Source organism: Candidatus Hydrogenedens sp., from assembly GCA_035378955.1.
Classification (GTDB): Bacteria; Hydrogenedentota; Hydrogenedentia; order Hydrogenedentales; family Hydrogenedentaceae; genus Hydrogenedens.
The window spans coordinates 24,427-48,235 of record DAOSUS010000014.1; the positions used below are offsets into that span (position 1 = coordinate 24,427).

20 protein-coding genes and 1 tRNA gene are annotated in these 23,809 nt (G+C 37.0%); 4 read left to right on the plus strand and 17 right to left on the minus strand.

The features are described from left to right. Positions 1-73: 73 nt before the first annotated feature. Positions 74-3,004 carry a C1 family peptidase gene (locus PLA12_04795; protein ID HOQ31815.1) on the minus strand — a complete coding sequence of 977 codons (2,931 nt, stop codon included), beginning with the start codon at positions 3,002-3,004 and terminating at the stop codon, positions 74-76. A gap of 590 nt (positions 3,005-3,594) precedes the next feature. Here PLA12_04795 and PLA12_04800 point away from each other — a divergent pair. From PLA12_04800 to PLA12_04810, 3 genes are read left to right on the plus strand one after another with little or no spacing between them, the layout of a single operon-like run. Then, positions 3,595-4,728: a 2-hydroxyacyl-CoA dehydratase family protein gene (locus tag PLA12_04800; protein ID HOQ31816.1), complete on the plus strand. Its 1,134-nt coding sequence runs from the start codon at positions 3,595-3,597 to the stop codon at positions 4,726-4,728. 13 nt (positions 4,729-4,741) lie between these two features. Beyond that, positions 4,742-5,566 carry an acyl-CoA dehydratase activase gene (locus PLA12_04805; GenBank protein HOQ31817.1) on the plus strand — a complete coding sequence of 275 codons (825 nt, stop codon included), beginning with the start codon at positions 4,742-4,744 and terminating at the stop codon, positions 5,564-5,566. Positions 5,567-5,585: 19 nt separating this feature from the next. Next, positions 5,586-6,827: a 2-hydroxyacyl-CoA dehydratase family protein gene (locus PLA12_04810; GenBank protein ID HOQ31818.1), complete on the plus strand. Its 1,242-nt coding sequence runs from the start codon at positions 5,586-5,588 to the stop codon at positions 6,825-6,827. A gap of 46 nt (positions 6,828-6,873) precedes the next feature. On the opposite strand, the gene PLA12_04815 is transcribed toward PLA12_04810, so the two are convergent. From PLA12_04815 to PLA12_04890, 16 genes are all read right to left on the minus strand, one after another. After that, entirely contained in the window at positions 6,874-8,274 is a 1,401-nt protein-coding gene (locus PLA12_04815) for a B12-binding domain-containing radical SAM protein (GenBank protein HOQ31819.1), read from the minus strand. Positions 8,275-8,345: 71 nt separating this feature from the next. Continuing rightward, on the minus strand, positions 8,346-9,611 hold the full coding sequence (locus PLA12_04820) for a Gfo/Idh/MocA family oxidoreductase (GenBank protein HOQ31820.1): 1,266 nt from the start codon (positions 9,609-9,611) through the stop codon (positions 8,346-8,348). A 12-nt stretch (positions 9,612-9,623) separates the two neighbouring features. Continuing rightward, the gene (locus PLA12_04825; GenBank protein HOQ31821.1) at positions 9,624-10,481 is read right to left on the minus strand and encodes a sugar phosphate isomerase/epimerase family protein; all 858 of its coding nucleotides are present in this window, start codon (positions 10,479-10,481) and stop codon (positions 9,624-9,626) included. Between the two features lie 27 nt (positions 10,482-10,508). Then, positions 10,509-11,435 (minus strand): site-specific DNA-methyltransferase, encoded by a 927-nt coding sequence (locus PLA12_04830; GenBank protein ID HOQ31822.1) that lies wholly within the window; start codon positions 11,433-11,435, stop codon positions 10,509-10,511. A gap of 209 nt (positions 11,436-11,644) precedes the next feature. Continuing rightward, entirely contained in the window at positions 11,645-13,183 is a 1,539-nt protein-coding gene (locus PLA12_04835; protein HOQ31823.1) for a glycosyl hydrolase, read from the minus strand. A 100-nt stretch (positions 13,184-13,283) separates the two neighbouring features. Then, positions 13,284-13,898 (minus strand): DUF1295 domain-containing protein, encoded by a 615-nt coding sequence (locus PLA12_04840; GenBank protein ID HOQ31824.1) that lies wholly within the window; start codon positions 13,896-13,898, stop codon positions 13,284-13,286. Beyond that, a complete protein-coding gene (locus tag PLA12_04845) occupies positions 13,867-14,061 on the minus strand; it encodes a hypothetical protein (GenBank protein ID HOQ31825.1) in 195 nt (64 codons plus the stop codon). Before PLA12_04845 ends, PLA12_04840 begins: the two co-directional genes overlap by 32 nt. Further along, positions 14,058-14,453 (minus strand): DUF2177 family protein, encoded by a 396-nt coding sequence (locus PLA12_04850; GenBank protein ID HOQ31826.1) that lies wholly within the window; start codon positions 14,451-14,453, stop codon positions 14,058-14,060. The genes PLA12_04845 and PLA12_04850 overlap by 4 nt, the downstream gene beginning before the upstream one ends. Further along, positions 14,444-15,217, minus strand: coding sequence for a tryptophan-rich sensory protein (locus tag PLA12_04855; protein ID HOQ31827.1), 774 nt, complete (start codon positions 15,215-15,217; stop codon positions 14,444-14,446). The genes PLA12_04850 and PLA12_04855 overlap by 10 nt, the downstream gene beginning before the upstream one ends. A 20-nt stretch (positions 15,218-15,237) precedes the next feature. Next, the gene (locus tag PLA12_04860; GenBank protein HOQ31828.1) at positions 15,238-15,390 is read right to left on the minus strand and encodes a hypothetical protein; all 153 of its coding nucleotides are present in this window, start codon (positions 15,388-15,390) and stop codon (positions 15,238-15,240) included. 529 nt (positions 15,391-15,919) lie between these two features. Then, positions 15,920-16,825, minus strand: coding sequence for a restriction endonuclease (locus PLA12_04865; protein HOQ31829.1), 906 nt, complete (start codon positions 16,823-16,825; stop codon positions 15,920-15,922). 4 nt (positions 16,826-16,829) lie between these two features. Next, entirely contained in the window at positions 16,830-17,396 is a 567-nt protein-coding gene (locus PLA12_04870) for a hypothetical protein (protein ID HOQ31830.1), read from the minus strand. After that, complete coding sequence (locus tag PLA12_04875; GenBank protein HOQ31831.1) at positions 17,389-18,120, minus strand: site-specific DNA-methyltransferase; 732 nt, start codon at positions 18,118-18,120, stop codon at positions 17,389-17,391. Before PLA12_04875 ends, PLA12_04870 begins: the two co-directional genes overlap by 8 nt. 168 nt (positions 18,121-18,288) lie before the next feature. Further along, on the minus strand, positions 18,289-18,597 hold the full coding sequence (locus tag PLA12_04880) for a helix-turn-helix transcriptional regulator (protein ID HOQ31832.1): 309 nt from the start codon (positions 18,595-18,597) through the stop codon (positions 18,289-18,291). 215 nt (positions 18,598-18,812) lie between these two features. Continuing rightward, a tRNA-Ser gene (locus PLA12_04885) sits at positions 18,813-18,902 on the minus strand. 126 nt (positions 18,903-19,028) lie between these two features. Further along, a complete protein-coding gene (locus tag PLA12_04890) occupies positions 19,029-21,440 on the minus strand; it encodes a PAS domain S-box protein (GenBank protein HOQ31833.1) in 2,412 nt (803 codons plus the stop codon). 181 nt (positions 21,441-21,621) lie between these two features. On the opposite strand from PLA12_04890, the gene PLA12_04895 reads away from it, so the two are divergent. Continuing rightward, on the plus strand, positions 21,622-23,754 hold the full coding sequence (locus tag PLA12_04895; protein ID HOQ31834.1) for a beta-galactosidase: 2,133 nt from the start codon (positions 21,622-21,624) through the stop codon (positions 23,752-23,754). Positions 23,755-23,809 lie beyond the last annotated feature (55 nt).

The window sequence follows — 23,809 nt, forward strand, 5'->3', positions numbered from 1 at the left end:
ATCGCTCTTTACTTGATGTTACTTTTTTCAATTATTAGTCACACAAATAAAAGAAAATGCACAATATTAAAACTTATGATTTTACATTAGGGCAGTAATTATCTTCACTAATTTCGGGACAGTAGTAATAACCACCTGAGTTGAAGAATTGGATGAGACGAAGAAGTTCCGATAAATCAATTTTCCAATCCTGCGGTTTATAGTCCGAGGTATGAGGTAGACAATTATAATCTATCCCTTCTCCTGGGGCATAACCATCTTCTGAATTTGACTGACAATGATAACTTCCTGAATTAAAGAATTGAATAACACGGAGTAGTTCGCTCAAATCTATAATGCCATCATTATTTTTGTCAGCACTGTGGTAAGTTCGAATAATTTCCCCTTCGATACTTCCCTCCTGAATACCCTCACCTTCGGCAATCCCTTCTGTTATGCCCTCCTGAATACCTTCGCCTTCGATACCTTCATTACTACCTTCTTGCACTCCTTCTCCACCTTCCACTGTTCCTTCTAATGACCCTTCAGGAATACCTTCCCCCTCCGCACCTTCAGGAATGCCTTCATTACCCCCTTCTCCTTCATGACCATCAGGAAGCCCTTCCTGTGTTCCCTCAACTATACCTTCTCCTTCGACAGAACCTTCTGTTATACCTTCTGCAAGTCCTTCTCCTTCGGGGATACCTTCCCCTTCAAATATGCCATCGATACTTCCTTCACCTTCCAGACCTTCAGGATTTCCTTCCGTAGAACCTTCGATGCTTCCTTCTCCTTCAATACCTTCTGAGGAACCTTCAAAGTTTCCTTCTGGAGGGCAGGGACCTGTGGATATGCTCAGATTAACAGATGTTCCAAAAGGAACTTCAGTCCCCGCAGTTGGATTTTGACTAATCACACTATTTTCGGGAATTGTATTATCACAAATATATTCAATATCTCCAAGGGTGAGCCCACTCGATATAATCTGATTTTCAGCCTCTGTATATTCCAATCCCACAATATCGGGAACAATTACTGGACAATATCCGGAAGATAGAACCAAACTTACTTGTGTCCCAGCAGGAACCGAGGTACCTGCCTGGGGTGACTGAGAAATAACAGAACCTTGTGGAAAAGAATTGCTACATGTTTCGCTTGTTTGTCCCTGAGTTAAACCTGATGCTGTTATAGTTGATATTGCCTCTTGCAATGTTTTTCCTACGACATTAGGAACAGTTATATTCACTGTATTTCCTGATACGGATATATCATCAATGTTCCAGCCTGCATAGGTATCGCTGTAATCAGTAGGACCCATAACCCAACGAATGAGTAAAAGAGGTTGACGGTCTGCGATAGAGGAAATGTTATAAGTTTTCAATGACCAGGAATTTTCTTGTATTGTTCCCCCAGTGTGGTTCCAGATGGTAGTCCATGTTGTTCCGTTTGTACTCACATCTATCCGTGCATGGTCATAAGTAGACGATTCAATTCCTAACCAGCGATAAAAAGATAAGGTCACATTTTGAATATTAGAACAATCTATGGGATTGGATGTTAAAGTTTCCTCATTCATATCATTTTCATAAGTGCCGTTCAAGTTATAGCCATATACATATTGCCCTGTGTATCCTGAAGATGGGTCTCCACCGATACCTGCAGGAATACCGAAAGCCCAGTTTCCCGTTTTGTCCCATCCGGGGTCGCTATTTAGTGAAAAAGAAATGGGTGCTGGGTATGCTTTTTTGAGTTTAACATTAAAACTCTGGCTATTCTGTGTAGAAGTATTCGTTATTGTAAAAGTTTTTGTATATGTTCCCGATGGGGTGGGTCGTTGGGCGACAGTTAATTGAATGGTTACATTTTCGCCCGGAGTTAGCGTTCCCGATGATGGATTTAACGCAAGACTTCCATCGGTGGTAGATGTCCAGTTGATATTGGATTCACTGATATTTTCAAGACGGATACCAATAGACGAAGGGGAAATAAAGTTATTAGAACTTAGATAAAACAACAAATCCTGTTGGGGTTGTATTAGCAATGTATCAGAAGGTGTTCCATATTCAATGTAATCTGCCCCGTAACCTATTTGAGCAGTTCCGTATTCAATATACCCATAACCGTTTTCACCCCAGTAAGTTCCCCAGGAGTTTCGAATAATGAAGGCACCGCTCCCGTAGTTATCGTCCCAACCGACAATTACTATCATGTGGTTCGGAGTATCTTTTGATTCAGTTTTGTCGTTGTATAAACCACCTTTATAAGCAAGAAATGATTCCTTTGCCTCCATAGATGCAACAATAGGTCCATAGCGATATATGGCAGTTTTAAGGGCATCTAAAGAGGGTATTCCTAACATAGGTCCTACATAGTGCCAATCGCGAATGGTGTAGTAATGCGGTTTAGGACAGCTACAACTCCCGTCATAACCAGTATAAGGATAATCTGTTTCAAGAACGGCGCCATAGCCGCCACAGGAATCGGTTCGAGTTCCTTTATGCCAATCGTGAGCGGAAATACCCCCATCACAGCCATACCAGAATAAACCCGTTGCACAATCTACTAACCATTGTTCGGATAAATCTACATTTATACCATCTTTAATCTTAATAGCACATTCGAGTGCTCCGACTGTGGCAAACGCCCAGCAGGAACCGCAGTCCCCCTGGTCGCGAATGGGGGGTAATCCGCCAGGTGTCTTATCACGCCAATCCCAACGTGAGGGCAATTTCTCCGTCGGGATAACAGGTTTCTCGGTATATTGAAGTTCATTAATGAATTGTGGGTTAGGGGGGATGTATCCTGTTAATCCCTTGAGACTTCTTTGTGTTGCTGATGTTTCACCTATCTCAAAAGTCCAGTTGTTTGCGATGGCTTCCTGTTTTAATCTTTGGATATCTTCATAAGTAAGTTGGGCATGGATAGGAAAAGTAATTATGAATAAATATATCAGAAATATATGAATGAAAATAATATTCTTCCCCGTAATGTATTTACTTCCTCTATATACTTCTTTATACTTCATATAAAAATTATACTCCATATAAGCCTTTTTTGGCATTTTTTATATCATTTGGACACATTGAAAAACTTCGATTATTTCAAAAACTTCTTCTCTATTTTTATTTATAAAAAATTAAGGAGATTATGATATAAAATTCACAAAAAGGATTGCTATTACTTATAAGACTTGCACTTGTTGGAAAAATACTGTGTTTATTTTTACCTTCGTTACAATATAAGAAAATTTTTGTCATATTTGTTGTAAAAGTCTAACAGGATTTACACACCACAGATGCGGCAATGGGGAAAATTTTTTGTATTTGTTTTAATTTGTGATTATTCGTCTCATTCATGGTTATGAACAATCTCGGAAGTGAGGATGCTTCAGCTAAGGAGGGGGTAATGATTTTTAATAAGTAGAGGCGAAGGATTTTTCGCCTCTACTTAGAGAGGGATTTTTATGAGGTATTTTGAAGGAGATTCAGTTTGTTTGTTATTGTATTTTACTTAAGAAAGTGATTTTTTGTATGTAGAGGAGATAATGTAATAAGGTTTTTGATAAAATGGTAGATATTTTTTATAAGATAAGTTAAACGAAAGGGAAAAATGAATATGAATTCAGATTTAAGGGAGTTAATTCAACCTTTTGCGAAGGTTCATGAAGATTTATATTATTTTGCTAAAAAAGCAAAGCAGGAGAGCGAGAAGGTAGCAGGCTTTTTGTGTACTTATTCGCCACAGGAATTGTTTCATGCGGGAGGGTATTTTCCTGTGCGTGTTATAGGTGAAGAAGGAGGTACTCCATTAGCAGATCAATGGCTACAGCCGTATGCCTGTAGTTTTGCTAAGGGGGTACTTAATTTAGGTTTAACGGGTGATTTTTCTTTTCTGGATTTGGTGGTGTTCAGTCATACATGCGACACAATGCAAAATTTGGCTGAAGTATGGAGAAGACGCGTAGAAGGGACTCCAATTATTGTTGTTTCTACTCCTAATTTGAATGCAGGAGAGATTGCTCTTACTTATTTAAAGCGTGAATTAACACGAGTGAAAGAAGAAGTAGAACGGATTTCGGGAAATAAGATAAGGGATGAAAAACTTTTGGAAAGTATGAAACTTTATGAACAACATAGAAATAATATGAATCGTTTGTATCAATTAAGACAGGCAAATCCCTCTTTGTTGTCAGGAACTGAAATGTTTACCATTGTCCTTTCTTCTTTTTTGATGAAGAAGGAGGAACATAATAAATTGTTGGAAAATTTAATTAAAGAGTTAGGAAGCAAATCCCCTCAAGAATTGAAAAAACCGCGTATTTTGGTTGGAGGAAGTGTGTGTCAGGCACAGGGTTTTATACAATCTATTGAAGCAGCAGGGGTTGTGGTTTCAGATGATGATTTATGTATGGGGTCAAGGTCGTATGTGCTTCCATCTGTGCCACAAGGAGAACCGATTGATATGTTGGCGCAGATGTATCTTTCGCGAATTCCCTGTCCTGCATTTCATAAACCGGGCTATGACCCTGCTGAGGTTTATATTGAGAAGGTGAGAAACGGACATATTGATGGTGTGATATTCCTTCAAACGAAATTCTGTGACCCGTATGCGTTTAATTATCCTTATCTACGGAAAAGATTGGAGCAGGAGGGAGTTCCCAGCCTTCTTCTGGAAGTGGAACAAAATCAGCCTGTTCCGGAGGCATTCCGAACACGCGTAGAAGCATTTGTAGAAACATTAAATAGATGATGAGTTATTTTTTATGAGTGAATATTTTGTAATTGGGCTTGATATAGGTTCAGCAACAGCGAAAGCGGTGCTTGTAGATAATGACGGAAAAATCTGTGCTTATGCAGTTCGCCCTACGGGAGGCAGATTGGTGCAATCTGCTGAGGATGTCAAAAGAGAAGCTTTGTCGCAAGTTGGCGTAAGAGAAGAGTTGGTTAAGGCTATAATTACTACGGGTTATGGCAGGGATATTGTTCAAAATAAAACAAAGAGTTTAACAGAAATAACCTGCCATGCTAAAGGTGCATATATAATAAAGCCAGAAATACGATTTGTGATTGACATAGGAGGTCAGGATTCGAAAGCAATTTTGCTTGAACCCGATGGACAGGTAGGTCGTTTTGAAATGAATGATAAATGTGCTGCGGGGACAGGTCGGTTTTTGGAGGTAATGGCACGGACTTTGGGTATTCATCTTGATGAGATGGGAGATATTGCGGTTCGTTCGGAGAAGTGTTCCAAGATTTCCTCTACCTGCACTGTTTTTGCGGAGAGTGAAGTAATTTCATTACTGGCTCAGGGAGAAGAAATACCATCGGTTGTATCGGGTTTATGCCGTGCCATTGCAGAACGGGTATATGGATTGGCTTCGCGGGTTGGTATTACTTCGCCGATAATGATGACCGGAGGTGTTGCAAAAAATAAGGGTGTGGTGAGTTGGTTGTCTAAAACACTAAAGCAAGAGTTAATTGTGCCAGAGGAACCGCAAATAATCGGGGCTTTAGGCGCAAGTATGATTGGTGTAGAATGGGTTAAAAAAAATAATCAAGCGGTGAACAAAGTAACACAAAACATATAAAGAAGGGATTTTGAGTATTATGAGTCAACGAGTTCCGATTCGTTCAACAGCAAAGATGAAAGAATTAATGGGCTTTTATTACATGATGGCAAAGGCTGCTGAAAATGACCCCAATCAGAAAATTGCATGGATTACGAGCGGTGGACCTGTGGAAATTCTACATGCAGGAGGAGTTATTCCTATCTATCCAGAAAATGTTGCAGCTATGGCAGGAACATTGAAAATCTCGGATGAAATTTGTGCAATAGCGGAAGAACAGGGCTTCTCTCGGGATTTATGTTCCTATGCGCGAACAGATATAGGTTCGGCATTATCCGGTAAAGGTCCTATTATGGGGACTGCCAGTCCAAAACCGGATTTTTTAGTTTGTTGTAATAATATCTGTGGTACGGTAACAAAGTGGTATGAAGAATTACAGCGGATATTTAATGTGCCTTTGATTTTTATTGATGCTCCATTTCAGTATGGGATAAAGGATAGACCTGAAGCGATAGATTATATGGAAGCTCAGTTGAGAAGGATGATAGACCAGGTTGGTGAAATTACCGGGAATCCTATATCCTGGGACAAATTGATGGAAACATTAGACCTTGCAGACCGTGCGGTGAAGTTATGGCGGGAGATTCAAGACTTATTACAGCATAAGCCTGCACCGATGAATTCGTTTGATACCTTTATTCATCTGGCTCCGATTGTAACCTTGCGCGGAACACAGGGCTGTATCGAATATTACGAAACATTAAAAGCGGAAATGTTGGAACGAATTGAACAGGGTATCGGGACATTAGAGAAAGAAGAATATCGGTTAGGCTGGGATAATTTGGCTATATGGTATAAAATAAAATTCTTATCTGAACGGTTTTCTCAGCATAATGCGGCGTTAGTTGTCTCTACTTATACACGCAGTTTCTGTTATCAAGCAGAAGATAGAGATATTTCAAATCCTCTTCGTGCCATGTCTGCTGATTATCTGGCGGGTTATATTAATCACGGGTTGGACTTCCGCGAACGGGAACTTTTTCAGATGGTAAAGGATTTTAGTTTAGATGGGTTGGTGATGCATTCTAACCGTTCCTGTCGTGCTTATTCTTTTGGACAATATGAATTAGCCCGAACTATGGAAGAGAAGTATGGTGTTCCTGTCCTTTTAATCGAAGCAGACCAGAACGATACGCGTATGTGGAGTGATGAGCAGGTTGGTAACCGTATTGACGCTTTTATGGAACGCGTTGCCAGCAAGAGGAATAAAAACATCGCATAATTAAGGGATTTTAAAGTGGGTTTTGGGATAGTTTGCAATTAAAAAGTTAGTGTAGGGTTCTTTTTCGTAAAATATCCCAGTAGGCACCACGGGCTCCATTTTTTATTGCGTTGATGAGGTAATCGTGGTTGCAGTAAGAATAACTACCCTCTTCAGTAGCAGGAAGTGAAAGAAAAACAGAGGAATGGTTTTTGACAAGGTTTTTTAAATAATCAAAAAAATCTCGGTCTAATTTGTCGGAAAGATAATAAGTAGGAAACAGTAGGTCCCTATTTTCTTCGATAGGTTTTCCGTGAATGAGGTTATTTAAGTCATAACCTTTTTGGTATAGTGATAATATGTTTTTTCCTAAATCTGTATGCGGATAAAGGCGAATACCGAATGATATACCGAGCGCCTCAGGTTGAAATTTTAGGGCGTTCTCAATAGTGAATAAGGCAGTATCTTTACTTTCAGCAGGAGAACCTAATAATAAATCAAACATAATAGAAATGTGAGTTTTACGGAGTATTTTGATAAGTCGCTGAATATCTTCGTATTTATAGGGTTTATGTAATGATTGCAATATATCGTTATGGAGAGAATCCACACCGAAGTTTATACCGACACAACCGGCTTGTTCCATCATTAATGCCAATTCTTCTGTGAAAGGCACGGGGAAACAATAGGTATACCATTGGATTTTTTTGTTAATTCCGCGTTTGATAATTTCATTACATATTTGGATAGCGTGTTCTATTGGCAGATTAAACTCGCTATCGCACCAGTGAAAGACATGAATACCTCTATCTAATAATTGCTCAATTTCAAAAATGACAGCATCCGAAGTTCGCAGTTCTATAGCGTTGTTGTTTGATGAACTTTCGACACAGTAAATACATTGCTGAGTGCAGCCATGTTTTGTCTCAATGCCAATTTGTCCACCTTCGGAAAAATATTTGTTAAGATTTGCAAAATTTCTACGAGGTTGAAAAGAAGCATATCTATTCGCAAAGTTTTTCTTGGGTGGATTCAGGATAATAATCCTATCGCTGTTTCTATAAACACATCCCGGAAATTCTGCATAGGTATTCTGGTCAATAGCTTTAATAAAGTCTGCAATTGAGTTTATACCATTTCCGATAAGACCAAAATCTGCACCGGTATAGTTCAGAATTTCACGGGGTGCAATGGAAAATCCTGCACCTCCTATAAAGATAGGGGCAATAGATAATTGTTTACATGATTTTATAACAGTGCCTATAAAATCTACATAGAAGGATTGACTTACCATCATGGCTTCGTCAATATTACGAAGGGATATGCCAATGTAATCAGGATTGGTATGGGATAGGTAATTCTTTAGTGTTTTTTTCCAATTGTCAGAAAAACATAAATCTATCCAGATGATATTATGTCCCGAGTCAGATAATACCTCTGCTATATACTCAAGCCCTACCGGTGAGATAGGAGGTTTGAGTTGATTGGGGTTAATGAGTGCTATTGTTTTTGAAAATGTGGTGGATATGAGCCTAACCTTTAAATATATTGGTCAATATTCCATGGTTCGCGGTATGTGCGTTTTATCCACTTGGATGCTTCAGGGTCATCTTTAATAGTCAGGTTTTGTGGGTCGAACACCACAGGACGAGAAAGCATAGTACTAATATTGCAAAGATGACAGAGAACGGCAGAAATATGCCCTTCCTCAGCAGGGGCGTTCGGTTTTTCTTCACCGAGAATCGTTTTGGCAAAATTGACAGCATGGGGTATTTCAATATCGCTACCGGGGTAGGTTTTAGGTTCTTTTTTCTTACCGTTCGGGAATACTTTCCAATCGCCCCGTGTAATAACCATCGTGCCTTTTTCTCCGTGAAATTCAGCGAAGGAGTCCATCCCATATTCGGACCATAGACGGAGTTCCCAAACGACAGTCAGTTCTGGATATTCGAGAATAGCCGTTTGAGTGTCAGGCCATTCTTTAATATCTTTGGTAACGAATTGTCCTCCCGAGGCAAAAACACGAGAAGGATAGTCTATATTCAAAAACCAGCGGACAATATCTAACCAATGGGCAGCCCAATTCCCTGTATCCCCTGTTCCGTAGTCAAGCATGAAATGCCAATTGTAATGAACACGATATTTGTTATAAGGTTTCATAGGAGCAGGACCTGTCCACATGTCATAATCAAGATTCTTGGGAGGGTCACTGTCAGGTACTTTGGGTAGGGGTTCACGCCAATGAATTGTTCCTGCACGGGCAAAAGCTATTTTTCCTAATTCACCGGATTGTAAAAAGGCACGGGCTTCCTGAAAATGTTTTCCGCTCCGTTGTTGAGAGCCGACTACAACTACCTGCTTAGGATTTTTTTTCATAGCTTGAAGAACAGCATAACCATCGTAAATATTGTATGAAAAAGGTTTTTCTACATATACATGCTTTCCTGCGGAAACAGCCATTGCGGATATTAGGGAATGCCAATGGTCAGGTGTAGCAACAACCACTGCATCTATATCTTTATCATCCAATACCCGACGGAAATCTTTTTCCAAAACCGATACATTGATATTCTTTGAGGCAAGTTCTTTTTTTGCCTCATTTAATTCATTTTCATCACAGTCACACAAAGTTTTGATTTCAAAATAGCCGGATTTTACAAGATTTTCTGCTACCTGAGAACCCCTTCTTCGACAGCCAATGATACCTGCACGCATTTTGGGGGATTGTGCTTTGACTTTTTGGGAAAGGCTTGCAGTGGCTAAAGCTACCGTAGATGCAGCAATAAATTGACGACGATTTATCATTTTATTTTCTCCTTATTTATTCTCATTTAGTATTGATTTTAATTCGTCAGCGACCTGTTTGGCTTTTTTTATGTCTGGCATGTCTCCGACAATAACTTCTGCAGTGAGATAATAATCATAGCCGATGACTTTTAATGTCTGTATTAAATTTTTCCAGTTCATGTCCCCATCCAATAGGCTTGGTGTAAAATTATCTAAAGTCCCGCCACCGTTATTGCGTTTGAAATTTTTGACATGGACACGGGCAATTCGGTTTCCAAGGATTTCAGCCCAATGCTCAGGGTAACCATTTATTAAGCAATTGCCCGCATCAAAATAGGCTTTGACCCATGGGGATGGGAATATATCAATAAATTGGGCAAACTCGAAGGGTCCTGTGAGGAATTTGCTCCAGACATTTTCAAGAGCAATGACAACTTGATTTGTTTCTGCAATAGGTGTTAGTTGTTGTATAGAATCCTGTGCCCATTTCCACACTTCCTTTGCAGGGACCGTAGGACGGTTCGGGTCAAAACATACATCAACAGTCCCGGGCAATACAAGTACTGTACCTGCACCTAATTGATGAGCCGCTTCTATATAAGTTTTTGTAAATTCGATGGCTTGTTTTCGTTCCTCAGTATCGGGGCTTCCAAGGGAACAACCCCAATAAAAACCCGTTGCTAATGAAGGAATTTCTAATCCTTCCGATTCTACTACTTTCCGAATGTGCTTTAAATCATCCTTTGTTGCAGTAGGGGATAGATCGCCTGCTCCATAACATAACTCAATACCGTCCCATCCCATTGCTTTGACTTCTTTCACAACGGATTCAATTTTTACTTCACCCTGAAAACCACAAACCATCCATCCATTTAATGCCATTTTCATAGCTTATATCCTTCTATAAAATATGATTTATAAAATGTGATTACCCCCTGGAGGGTATAAGTAATCATTTAATTTTAAAAATTCATTCTTTTTATTTTTCCACCACATCCTAATTTCAATGTCTTGATTAAGAATATCATTGTTTAAATAGAAATCGAGTAAATGTTGAAATACTACTTTCCCATTTTTATTTAAATCGCCCATTATGAAATCCCTTTGCAACATGTAAGAGACAATGCCAATCATTCCGCTTCCACACAGAGGGTCAAAAATTAAATCACCTTCATTAGAAAAATGTTCCAGTAAACATTGTAATAGATTAAAAGGTAATCTTGTAGGATATTTGGGCATATTAATTTTATAGTCTCGTTTAAAGTTTAATGTGGTAAGGTTAGGTTCTCCATTCTGACAATGATGGGTCGAACATCGGTTGTGGTATGTCCATTTTTCCCCCTTCGTTACCCAATAGATTTCGTAAACATTATGAGAAGGTTTTACTCTACAAACCGGAGCAAAATTATATGTCCAGTACATTTTCCCTCGTAATGTTAAACCATCAAAATTCATAATTCTATCGTGAATAATATTGCTATTATTCCAACCCGAAAAGATTAAAGCCTGCCCGTTATTTTTTAAATTGTTTTTAATGCATTCTAAAAGACTCTGAATTTTTTCCCCATATTCAAGAACTTTCCATTCTACATATCCATCAACCACATTTTTTACATTCCTATTATAGTTTCCATTTTTCCCGCTGAATTCTATTCCAAATGGTGGGTCTGTAACGATTAAATCGGCATCAACATCCTTCCAATCATTCATATCTTTGATAAAATACTTATCTAAAAGTTTTCCTAAAGAATTTTTATCTATTCGGCTAAAATTATCCCTTTCTTCTTTTATGTCAAAATCGAAAAGGCTAATATTTTTTTGTGATAGGTTTTTGTTTTCCATGTTTTATTTTAGGTATCTATGTTTGTATCCACAAGGGGATGAAGGTTTAATGTGTATACAATATCACTATTATGATGATTATAACGAAATCCTAATTCTTTTGGGTAATATGCAAAGTATTGAATACTTAAACCATGAAATATTAATAATCTTTTCTTTGAATAACTTCCCCAATCTTTATATATACCAAGTTTTTTATCAAGCAGAAATTATAAGGTTAAGAAGGAACAGCCACATCGTTTAGGAATTTCTAAAAGTAGAACAGAATTTGCAGGAATGGTGATTGTCTTTTCTTTCCATATATACTCCTTGATGTCAGTCGTTCCCTGTATTTCAGATACATTTATATATTTTACTTTAAATGAGTTATCAAGGGTTATCTTGTATTCCTGTGATGAGATATTGGTAATCAGAATTGCTTTTTCGCCAGTTTCTTTTTCTCCTCCGATTAACCATATAGGGGAGGGTTGGGTTTCAGGTTGCGGCTCTGAGTCAATGGTGGGAATACCCGTATGTAAAATGACTTTATTTTGATAAGCAGAAAATTCGCTACACAGTTTTAATGCTGTTGCAGATGGTTTAGGTCTTCCATCAGCATAGAAAATCCCATAGAACTCTTCAAAATCTGGACTCGTGTCTGTGCCTCTATAGATAAATGACATATCTACTTCTGCTTTTTGAAGTGCAATCCAGGAAGCAGTGAAATAAGATGCCGTTTTTTCCCCCGTGATTAAACTTATATCTGTATTCATTCTATCCGTATTCCATTCCGTAATATGTAATTCGCAATTTTCTATCCCTGTATTTTTCAGCAGAGACCGATAATATTTTACGATATCATAAAATTCATTTGGGTTATTACTATAAAGATGGAATGATAAAAAGTCCGGGGATATAGAATTCTCTTTTAGTGCTTCAAGAAAATGTGCAGTTTTTTCTTTATCCGATGACATTTTATAAGAAGGTACAGCAAACCCAGGTCCACCTATTTTTATATCAGGAAATTCTCTTTTCATCGCAAGGAATGTTTCAATAAAGAACCCCTGGAAATCTTCTAATCCCGCTGACCAGAAATGATTAAAATCCGGTTCATTCCATATCTCAACATACATTATAGATGTAGATTTTCTTTTTAGTGTATCTGCCATTTTCTTATAATGTCTTACTACTTCAACAGCCGCACGGGTGAGATTACTTCTCTCTTGAGGATTCCCTGGAATTCGGACATTATTATAGGAATCGCCGACCCTTAAATAAACCATGCACCCTGTCTGAATAATCTTTTCAAAAATCTCATCGCTGGCAGAAAAATTATAAGAGGAAGGGTTTTCTGGAGGGGCATTAATATTGGGATATATCTGACTTAAATCAAAAGGTCCATAAAAATCATGTGTTCGAACCGCATTAATTCCATAAGTTTGATATTGTTCTGTCAGGTCAGCATTCCCCTGTTCACCAGAAGGTGTAGGTCCTGCATTTACGCCAAGAAGGGGTTTTATAGTGCCTATTTTTTCACTGATAGAGATTGTTAATTCATCAATAGTTAAAGATACAGGAGTATAGTTGTCAGAATTTTTAAATTTCCTACCTTCTTTAAATTCCCTCCCTTCCTGCCATATCGGTTTTTTCTTTATCGGGTATTTAGGCAAAAACGCTTTGGGAGGTTGACCAAATAAATTAAACGGAAGAAATATAGTGATAGATAGTAATAATATAATTAGTTTCTTCATAAACTTTAAGTATTTCATAAACCACACCCTATTAATTTTATACCTTGTTACTTAATTTCATTTCAATTTATTATACTATTCAAAAATAGTTTAATCATTATATTTTTATGAAAATTTTTTATGAATTTTTCTTGGGAGGTAAAGGGAAGAAAGCACTGGTTTTCTTTTTATATGCTTCAAAGTTGGGATTTCCCTCATATTTCTTTTCTAACATCGGAATGCCTGAGACTTTTAAAATTAGAAAAGTAATGGTGAGAGGTCCAATTAAACTCAAAAAATTGGAATAGGCAGAAAGTGAGATTAACCATATACCCCACCATAAAGTTACCTCGCCGAAATAATTAGGATGACGCGTATACCGCCACAAACCGTTCTGTATGATTTTGCCCTTATTATTTGAATTCTTAACAAACTTTGCCAGTTGTGCGTCTCCTATCGTTTCAAAAAGGAAACCGAAAATCCATACTACCGTGCCCAATATGTCTAAATAATTAAAAGGAGAACCAACATCTTTTTTATTAATAATAAGAACTGGCAAAATAATCAAATACAGGAAAAAACCTTGCAAAAGATATACTTGCACATACGAACGAAGATAAAACCATTTCCCCCATTCTTGTCGCCACTTTGCATACCGATAATCTTCTGTTTTTCCACGGTTACGTGTGTGAATATAGCAGGCAAGACGCAAACCCCAGATACTAATCAATGCCCCTGCCAAAATGCCACGCATACTTTTTGTCTGTCCAAGAAAAAAAAGAAGTCCAAGCCAAAATAATAAAACCCAGACCCCACGCTACATCAGCCACATCGTTTCTTTTCTTCACTAAAGATAACATGTACCACAAGGTCATGTAAAAGTAGAGTATAAGAGCAAGATTTAAGAAATACTTCATAATACTTTACCGGCTATAAAATAAGTTATGGTAGAAACTAAAGCCCCAAGTGTAGCACCCCATGTAAGGTCTACTATCGTTATCAGAAGTGGCCAGTCTTTGATTGTTGCAAGGTTGGTAAGGTCGTAGGTAGCATAGGAGATAAATCCGAAAAGGGCACCGAGGAGTAACGCAGATATCCACGAACTTTTATTAACTGCGGGTACTATAACAAAGATTACCAGCCCAACGATAAATAGAAGATAGAAAAGAATTGCTGCTACCCAATTTATATTTGATGTCATCAAGAAGCCAATCTGATTTTTGTAAAAATTTTTTGCTACCCATCCAAGCCAGACCATATCAATAGCAAAAAAGACTGGTAAAGCAATGGCGTAAAGTTTTATGAACATAATTGTTTCTCCTTTTTCTTAATGTTAATAAATGCGATTATTCCTACAAATACCAATAGGCAAAAAACCGCTGTCCCTATGACAGTCGGGTATTTTCCATCAAAGCCACCTGCCGAAAGATGTTTGAAAAGAATAGCAGCATAAGCCCAGATAAGCACGAGCCCGTAAGGGATAAATCGGTCGCGAAGCATCCACCACGAACCAATTATTGCCCCAACCAAGAGCACAACCACGGTCCAGAAACTTTCTGAAAGGCCAAATCTGTTCCAGCCGATACTGACCAGAAAGACGGTGATATTAGCAATTGTTGCCACGGTAATCCAGCCAAAATATATGCTAAAAGGCAAATGCACCAACCATTGTTCCTTTTGTGTGAGATTGCTTACCCGTAAAATATCGGCAATACGAGTCAGCGTAAACAGCAATCCAGCCATGATGATGACTGAAAGCCAGATTAAGTTATAATGCCAGGCAAATATCCATGAAATATTCAAAAAAGCATTTGCGATAAACCAGCGGTTTATTCGTATCACTAATTCTTCTTTTCCACTCCATAACTGATATATCACATATATTAATAGTAGGAGGTAAATCAAACCCCAGATAGAGAAGGCATATCCTGCAGGAGTAAATAAATTTGGATATTTGGCGGATATTTCTCCAATGTCTTTTCCCCCAAGACGAAGCAGTTCCGCCAAATAATTGATTGCAACCATAACACCATATACCCCAAGCGTCAAAAGTTTTAATAATTTTATATTCATAGGTTTATTTCTCTAAATTATCAAATATAATCCCAATCCCGTTTATTATTTTTACGACTGTTTGAAAGCGTTATTTTGTTGATTACATTATTTTTAATCTGGCTCTGCTTTGTATAAGGAAAAACATCTTTTCCCGCCAACTTGTATTGTGTTAATCCCTTCTTAACTCTCATCTGTTTTATCTTATTCCTGATAGTTTCGTTATTCTTTTGACTTTTAAAATTAGGGATTTATTATGAACACTTGTATAACTCTTTACGAATATGATAACAAAAAAAGGGAAACAATTCAGTTAAAAATTAGGGAAGCTTATTTTCGTCATAAAAAGAATTTCGAAGCGATACCTTTTTGTTTTTATCGAGACTGGGAGAAGAGGGGAAAATTAGAAAAAACTTACATTCTTCGCTTATTAAAGTAACCGATGCAAATTTTTTAAATGCAAACTTGCAACAGGAAAAGAAATATTTTTCGCAATCTCCGTGATGGTTTAAAAGCAATATTTTTTCTACATGGCAGAGGGTATTTGAAAAAATCCGAACTGATTTTGCGCGCGATTGGCTCGGCGGGCGGAATTTCCCCCGAACCCCCCCTTCCGCCCGCCTCGCCCTGAAGCGGAAGCGGAAAGGACGATTTCAAGTTTTTCGCGGGCGATAGCCCGCAAGGAAAATCATAACTGATTTTCCTCTTTGGCGGCAAATTCCTTTATTCTTCTTCAAAATAATCAGAATCAATCTTTTTAATATCGTAGCTAGTTACTTTGGATACTCCGACATCATTTTCTATCATTAATTGAGCAAGAGTTTCACCATCAATCAAGATAACTTTATGCGGAATTGTTTTTACATAATCTAATGCATCCCTAGTAAAACTTGAAGTAGTTATAAAAACTCCTTTATTAGCTTTTTGCCCTGCAAGACTTCCAACAAAATTTCTCACTTCCTTAGAGCCAACAACATTCTCCCATCTTTTTGCTTGAATATAAATAATATCTAAACCGAGTTTATCCTCTTTAATAATTCCATCTATACCTCCATCGCCACTTTTGCCAATCGCTTTTCCGGCGTCTTTTAACGAACCACCATAACCCATTTTTATTAGAAGTTCCACTACTAATTTTTCAAAGAAACGCGGTGATGATTTTTTAACAAGATTCAACAATTCAGAAGCTAAATCTTTTTTGATTCTCTGATAGCCATACTCCAAAAGCTCTTGCGGTGTTTGTGTTAAGTTTTCTTCTTCCTTTTCTTCTTCACCTTTTTCTTTACGGAGGTTTCTAAATTCAATAAATTGAGGGAATTGTTCTAAAAACTTTACATTGATTTCTTTAGGATTCTTCTGCAAAACTTCTAGACCTAAATCGGTTATCTTAAAATAAGACCTTTTAGTTGATTCAAGTAGTCCTGCTTTTTTCAGATATGTTCTAGCCCAACCTACTCGATTATCAATTATGTATTGTTGACCATTTGGCAAAACCTCTCTTCGTTCTTCTTCACTGAGATTAAAAATATTAGCTATATGTTCAATAGATTCTCTTATTGAATGCTCTTTTTTATCTCCTGGGAATTTTAGGAGAGGAAGCATTATTGATTGATAATCTGGTATTGGCATAAGTTTATCTTCTATTATGAGTTGCAATTGAAACAATTTTAAAAATATCGTCGCCAGCCTTAAGTGCTTCTAATAATTTCTTAAACATATATGCTGTTTCTAGATTTGTCTTTTCTTGGATCATTAAAAGTTTTGCTAATAAAATTAAAAATTTTATACTATATTCGCCCCTTTTACCTAACTCTTCATATTCAGAAATCTCCTTTTGGTTTTCCTCCAAAAGACTTTCGATGCTTAAAATTTTTCTTCTTTCTTCATCGCTTTTCATGGGTTTAATCTTTGCCCACATTTGAATAAGAAAATCTAAAAATCGTTTTGTTTTTTCTTGATCGGCGTGCATTTTAATAAGAATATCAACGGCCCAGTGAATATGTTTGGGCGTTCTAATATTTGACCATTTACCTTTTTCTTTTTGTCTATATTTGATCAAAATATCATACTTACTGAGTGTTCCTTGATAAACTCCAACAATAAACCGACCGTTAACTTGTGCTACAAATAAAGGATCGTGCACTTTCCCATCCCGTTTAAAAGTCATTGATGGTAAATTATTACTTTCTATATTATTCATAGTTTTTAAATAATTTTTGCTTGTGACTTAAATTTTGCTCTAATTCCTCAAAACGCTTGATAGATAAATCTAAATATTTCTTTTCTGTGTCAATTCCTATAAATTTTCTCCCTAAGAGATAAGCAGCAATTCCAGTAGTTGAACTGCCGGTAAACGGATCTAAAATTAAATCGTTCTTTTTAGTAGACGCAAGCACAATTCTTTTTAATAACTCTTCCGGTTTTTGCGTAGGATGTTTACCAAACTTTTTTTCTATTGATTTAGGCGTACTAATCGCCCAAACAGATCTCATTTGTGAATTTGGTTTTTTAAGAAAATCTTCTGGCCAACTCCCGTTTTTCATTAATTCATAATTGAATATATGTTTTGCATTTTTATCTTTTTTTGCCCAAATAAGCGTTTCGTGGCTTGCTGTAAAATAACGACAACTTAGATTAGGCGACGCATTTGGTTTAAACCATGCAATATCATTAAGAATATGATAACCGGCAAGTTGTAGGGCAAAACCACATTGATAAATAGAATGATATGTTCCACTAACCCAGAGGGTTCCATGAGGTTTCAAAATGCGTTTTACGGCTTTAATCCATTGAAGATGAAATTCAAAATCTTTTTCTAAGCCATTACTTTTATCCCACTCACCTTTATTAACGCTAACACGTCTTCCGGCATGAACCGTAAAACCGCCGTTGGATAGTAAATATGGAGGATCGGCAAAGACCATATCAATAGAATTTTCCGGAAGTTCAGCAAGAATATCTAAACAATTAGCATGATAGAGAATAAAATCGGGCTTTTCATAATATGGTCTAAACCCTAACTTCCCTTCTTTTGTGATATTTTTCTGTGTCGTCATTAAATTTTGCATATTTACTTTATTAACTCCTCAATATTAACACCTAACGCCTTGGCGATTTTTGCCATTACTAAAACTGATGGTTTTTTTAATAACTCCGCTTTCGATTTTCGTCAGAGTAGTATATTTGACGCCGGATTTTTTGGCAAAATCCTCCTGCGACAAGCCTTGTTTTGTCCGGTATTTCTTTATATTTTCTCCAATATTATTTTCTCTTGCCATATTTTCAATAATTTGATAGTATATTATTGTAGTATTAACAATCTCTACTTTCAATATAATGATAACAAATAAATTAAAATTAAGCAAAGAAAATAAAATAATGAAAAGCCCGCTTCTGGCCAAAATAAAGTTCGAGCCGACATTTTTCCCGGTTCTTTGGCAGTTTGCCTTTCCGCTTCCGCTTTTTGGCGAGGCGGGCGGAATGTGGGGCGGAGGGAATTCCGCCAGCTTCGCCCATTAATAAAATCGGTTCGGATTTTTTCAATATAAACTAACAACAGGAAAAGAAAGATTTCCATCAACATTCTGGGTGGTTTAAAAGCAATATTTTTTCTACATGGCGGAGAGAGAGGGATTCGAACCCTCGGTACGGTTTCCCGTACACACGCTTTCCAAGCGTGCTCCTTAAGCCACTCGGACATCTCTCCGCATGACTTGGAATGAAAAATAATCAAATGTTATTAGAGTAACTAACGGTAAGATGAAGGATATTATAATGAGTTATGAAGGTTAAATTCCAAATGGGTTTTTGTTGCACTTCTTTTTGTATTTATTCAAGGTTCTTTTATGATATTTTTAATTGTTTCCAGGAGTGTAGAGAGGATATATGGTTTTTGTATAAATCCAGTAAGTCCTTTACCAATAAATCGTTCTAAAATGTCCTTTTCGTTGTAGCCGCTGGATAAGAGAACTTTTACTTCGGGATTGATTCGGCGCAATTCGCGAAAGGTTTCTTCTCCGTCCATAATTGGCATGGTCATATCCAATAAGACCAGGGCGATTTGGTCTTTGTTTTCTATATAAATTTTGATGGCTTCTTCTCCATTTGAAGCAAGCAGAACATGAAGTCCACCAATTTCCAGCATGTTCTTTACAGTATCCCGCACTAATTTTTCGTCGTCAACAACAAGTATTTGTTTCTGTTTTATTACCTGTTCTGATTTTTCTTGTTTGAAATCAATAGACCTGGATTGGGTTGTGGTATCTTCAATGGCTGGGAAGAAAACCTTAAAAGAAGTTCCTTTCCCTATTTCTGTATAGACTTTAATGGCTCCGTTGTGGGCTCTAACAATCCCTGCAACAGCAGAGAGGCCCAAGCCCCTACCGATAAATTTTGTTGTGAAAAATGGTTCGAACATACGGTCTTTAACTTCTTTTGATATGCCTGAGCCATTATCAATGATTTCTAAGTAGATATAGGTCCCTTCTTTACAATTTTCGCCAAAGTAGGTTGTTTGCCAGTATTTCATATCACAATGCATGTGTTTAGTGACAATTGTAATGACACCGGATTTATCCCCAATGGCTTCAGCGGCATTGAGAACCAGATTAATGATTAATTGTTGTATGTGTGCGGGGTCTGCATTAATTAAGGGGAGATTTTCGTCTAAATCGAATTTAATAGCAATTTTTTTAGAGATGGATAATGTGATTAGTGTTTCAATATTTTTGATAAGTTCTGTTAAGGAAATAGGTTTAACAAAAGTTTTTCCCTTCCCTGCGTATGCTAAAAGTTGCTGGGACAAATGCGTTAGTTCTTTAGAAATACGGATAATTTCTTTTAAGTAATAATTAGCAGGTGAGTCATTTGGGATTTCCATCAATGCTAAGTCGGCATTACCAATAATTCCCACAAGTAGATTGTTGAAATCATGAGCCATTCCTCCTGCGAGAATACCGATGCTTTCCAACCGCTGTGTTTGTCGGATTTTTTCTTCCATAGCCCGTCGTTCTTTTTCTGCTTGAATTTTTTCAGTTATGTCCATTCCAGAACAGATTAACCCGTCAATTGCTCCATCAACACCATATAAAAAGGCATGTCTCAGAATAAGTACCCGTTCCTCATTCTGGGTGTTAGTAACATACACCACATCTTCAAAATCAGAGGTTGTTTGTTCTTTTATTATTTTTTCGAAATGTTTTTGCAGGGTATCTCTTTGTGAGGATTTGACGAAAGTGGAGAACCAGTTTTTCCCAATTGCAGAGTTATCACATTTCAATACGGTATAAGCGGTGTTATTCAAGTATTGAACATTCCCATCTTTATCTAAAAAGATGAACAAGGAAGGGGATAGATTAAGGAATTCTTGTAATTTGTCATGTTCTCTTTTTAGCATAGTTTCGAATTCCTTTCTCTGAGTTATATCAGAGAATAATCCAATAGCCCCTTTGAATTTGTTTGAAGCATCGTAAATTGGAGATGCGTTAACCAAAAATATCCGTTTGGATTTATCAGCACATATTAGAGTGCGTTCGTATTGCCCGGAAAGTCCTTTTATTCGGTCTGCTCTTTGCCTTTGAACATCAGGGTATTCTTCTGGTGGGATAAATTCTAAAGTTGATTTGCCAATCATTTCTTCCGGAGAGAAACCGAGAATATCTGCCATTTTCTGATTGACGAATACTGTTTTGAATTCTTCATCTACAACCCATATACCTTCATGAGCAAATTCGATAATCGTTCGGTATTTCTGTTCACTCTCCTTCAATTTATCCTGAGTTTTATTGAGTTCGGTAATATCCACATCCATACAGAAAATATATGATAAATCCTTAATTTTTACAGGTATCATAGAAGAAAGCACCTGCTTTTCCTCGCCTATCCTTGTTTTCACAGTCCATTTTTGTGGTTCTGTAGGTTTCCCTTGCTGAATAATGTCCTGAATGGTTTTATTAAAAGAATCCCACTCTTCAACCGGAAGCAGTATTTCCTTAATATTTTTTTCAATAACCTCGTTATAATAATAACCATAGAGTAGTTCGCTGGCTTTATTCCAGAAAAAAATATTTCCATCCGGGGTATATCCCTGAACCGCAGTAATTGTTGTAGTTTCAAGACAGTGTTTATATATTTCTTCTATTTGACTTACATTAGAAGAAGAGGATGAAACTTCCTGTCTTGTTAAGGATACCTTATCTTCAGAATAATTTTCGCCCTCTCTGCCTTTAGAATTTTCCTTCGACATGTTGAAACATTTATACCATATTGATAATAATTAAAACTTTTCCAATAAATACCGCCATAAGTTTCACCTGCAACTAAATTTTAACTTTAACAGTCTCAAATTTGTTCCTATATTTTTGATTTATAATATCGTGTCATAAGTTATTTATATTATTATACATAAGATAAAAAAGGAAAAGAAAATGAAAAAAGGAATGGTGTTGTTCTGTTTTTTTATGGGTTTTTGTTACATGGCAATGTGTGAAGGTTTACATGAATTTTTAATATTAGGGAGCCCTTTTAAGGCTAATGTAGTATGTAATAATGTTGAGTTGCAAAAAGGCGATACTAAACTTCAAGATGGATTTAAGTTAAAATTTAATGTAGCGGAATGGCCTAATGTGTTATTTAAATCACAATCAGAGATTTGGGACTGGTCGGAATACTGCTGGCTTGTGGTAAAGGTATATAATCCGGGGAAAGATGTGGTTCGCGTGAATGTGAGAATTGATAATGAGGGAGCAGATGGATGGAAACACTGCATTACCGGTAGTTATAACTTATCACCGAAACAAGAAAATTCTATCTCTTTTCTTCTTCCTAATTCCTCATATCCTATTACTATACCGGGAGACAAGGAGAGATTGGAGGTTTATTCCAAACATCCTTTATGGGGTATGCGTCGGGCACCGGGAAATTTTGTAGAAGCCAAAGGAGAAGAGTTTGATTTGTCTAAGATTGTTGGATTTCAGATTTTCCTGTCAAAACCTGCTTTACCGACTAATTTGATAATTCGTCAGATAAAACTTGAAAAGCAGCATGATTTGCCAGACTTCCCTTTACCTTTTGTTGATAGATTAGGGCAATATAAACATGCGGATTGGAAAGGTAAGACGCATTCGGAGGCGGAGATGGTAGAAAGAGCTAAGAAAGAAATTCAAAAGATAAAAAAGCATCCTTCCTTAGATAAAAATTTTGATATATATGGAGGATGGAAAAAAGGACCTCAGTTGAAAGCAACAGGCTGGTTTCGAACGGAATTAATAGATGGGTATTGGTGGCTGGTAACGCCAGAAGGACACTTATTTTTGTCAATCGGTGTGGATTGTATTGGGCAAAGTGAGTTAACCTTTATTACAAAACGAGAAAACTGGTTTGAATACATACCTGATGCCAATGACCCGAAATTTAAATCTTGTTTTGGGTATGCAGGTAAAGGAGGGCATTGGTTCGGTCATATTTTAGAGGAGGGGTCGTTATTTTCTTTTTATAAAGCGAATATAATTCGCCAATTTGGGGAAACATGGGAACAGCCATGGAGTGAGCAAACAACAGCGAGATTAAAGAAATGGGGATTTAATACTATAGGTTCCTGGAGTTCTGTTCATTTGTTTACAGACAAAAAAATACCTTTTATAATTATTTTAGGACCTGGGAATGTTCCAAGAATCAAAAATGCCCCGGGATATTGGGGACCTATGTATGATGTTTTTGACCCGAAATATAAGGAAATTGTAGAAAATAGTATCAGTAAAGGGGTAGAGGCTTATAAAGATAATCCATATTGTATTGGTTATTTTGTAGACAATGAATTATCATGGGATGGGATATGGGAAGGAACAATTAAAAATGATATAGACCAACCTTGTAAAAAGGAATTTGTGGAGCAATGTAAGGCTAAATATGGGTCTATTGAAAATTTAAATAAAAATTGGGAGACATCTTTTTCTAATTGGTCCGAGATAAATAAACCAGAAAAAGAAACTGATGCGTTCAAAAAAGATAAAAATGAGTATTTGACGAAATTTGCAGATACATATTTTTCGGTAATAGCCCAAGCGATAAAAAAATATGCCCCAAATCAGTTATATATGGGTTGTCGTTTTGCGGGATTTCCGCCGTCATTTGTATGGAGGTCTGCTCAGAAGTATGCCGATGTTGTTAGCATAAATATATATCGGAAGGAAGTCCCTCGTGAGCATGATTTGTTTAAGCTTGCTGAGAAACCAATAATAATAGGTGAGTTTCATTTTGGGGCATTAGACCGAGGTATGTTTCATACAGGTTTAGTTGCATGTAAAGACCAAAAAGACCGTGCAAATAAATATGAAAATTACATAAGAAGTGTAGCGACAAATCCTTTGTTTGTTGGCTGTCATTGGTTTCAATGGGCAGACCAGCCTATTACAGGCAGATATTTTGATGGAGAAAATTACAATATTGGTTTGGTAGATGTTACAAATAAACCTTATGCAGAACTGACAAAATCAGCGGAAAAAATCAATAAAGAGGCGTATCAAATACGGCTAAAAGAGAGTGGTAAGAAATTAAAATAGGGGATGGTATATTTATATAAGGAAGCAATAGCAGAAATGAATGATGGGAGTTTTT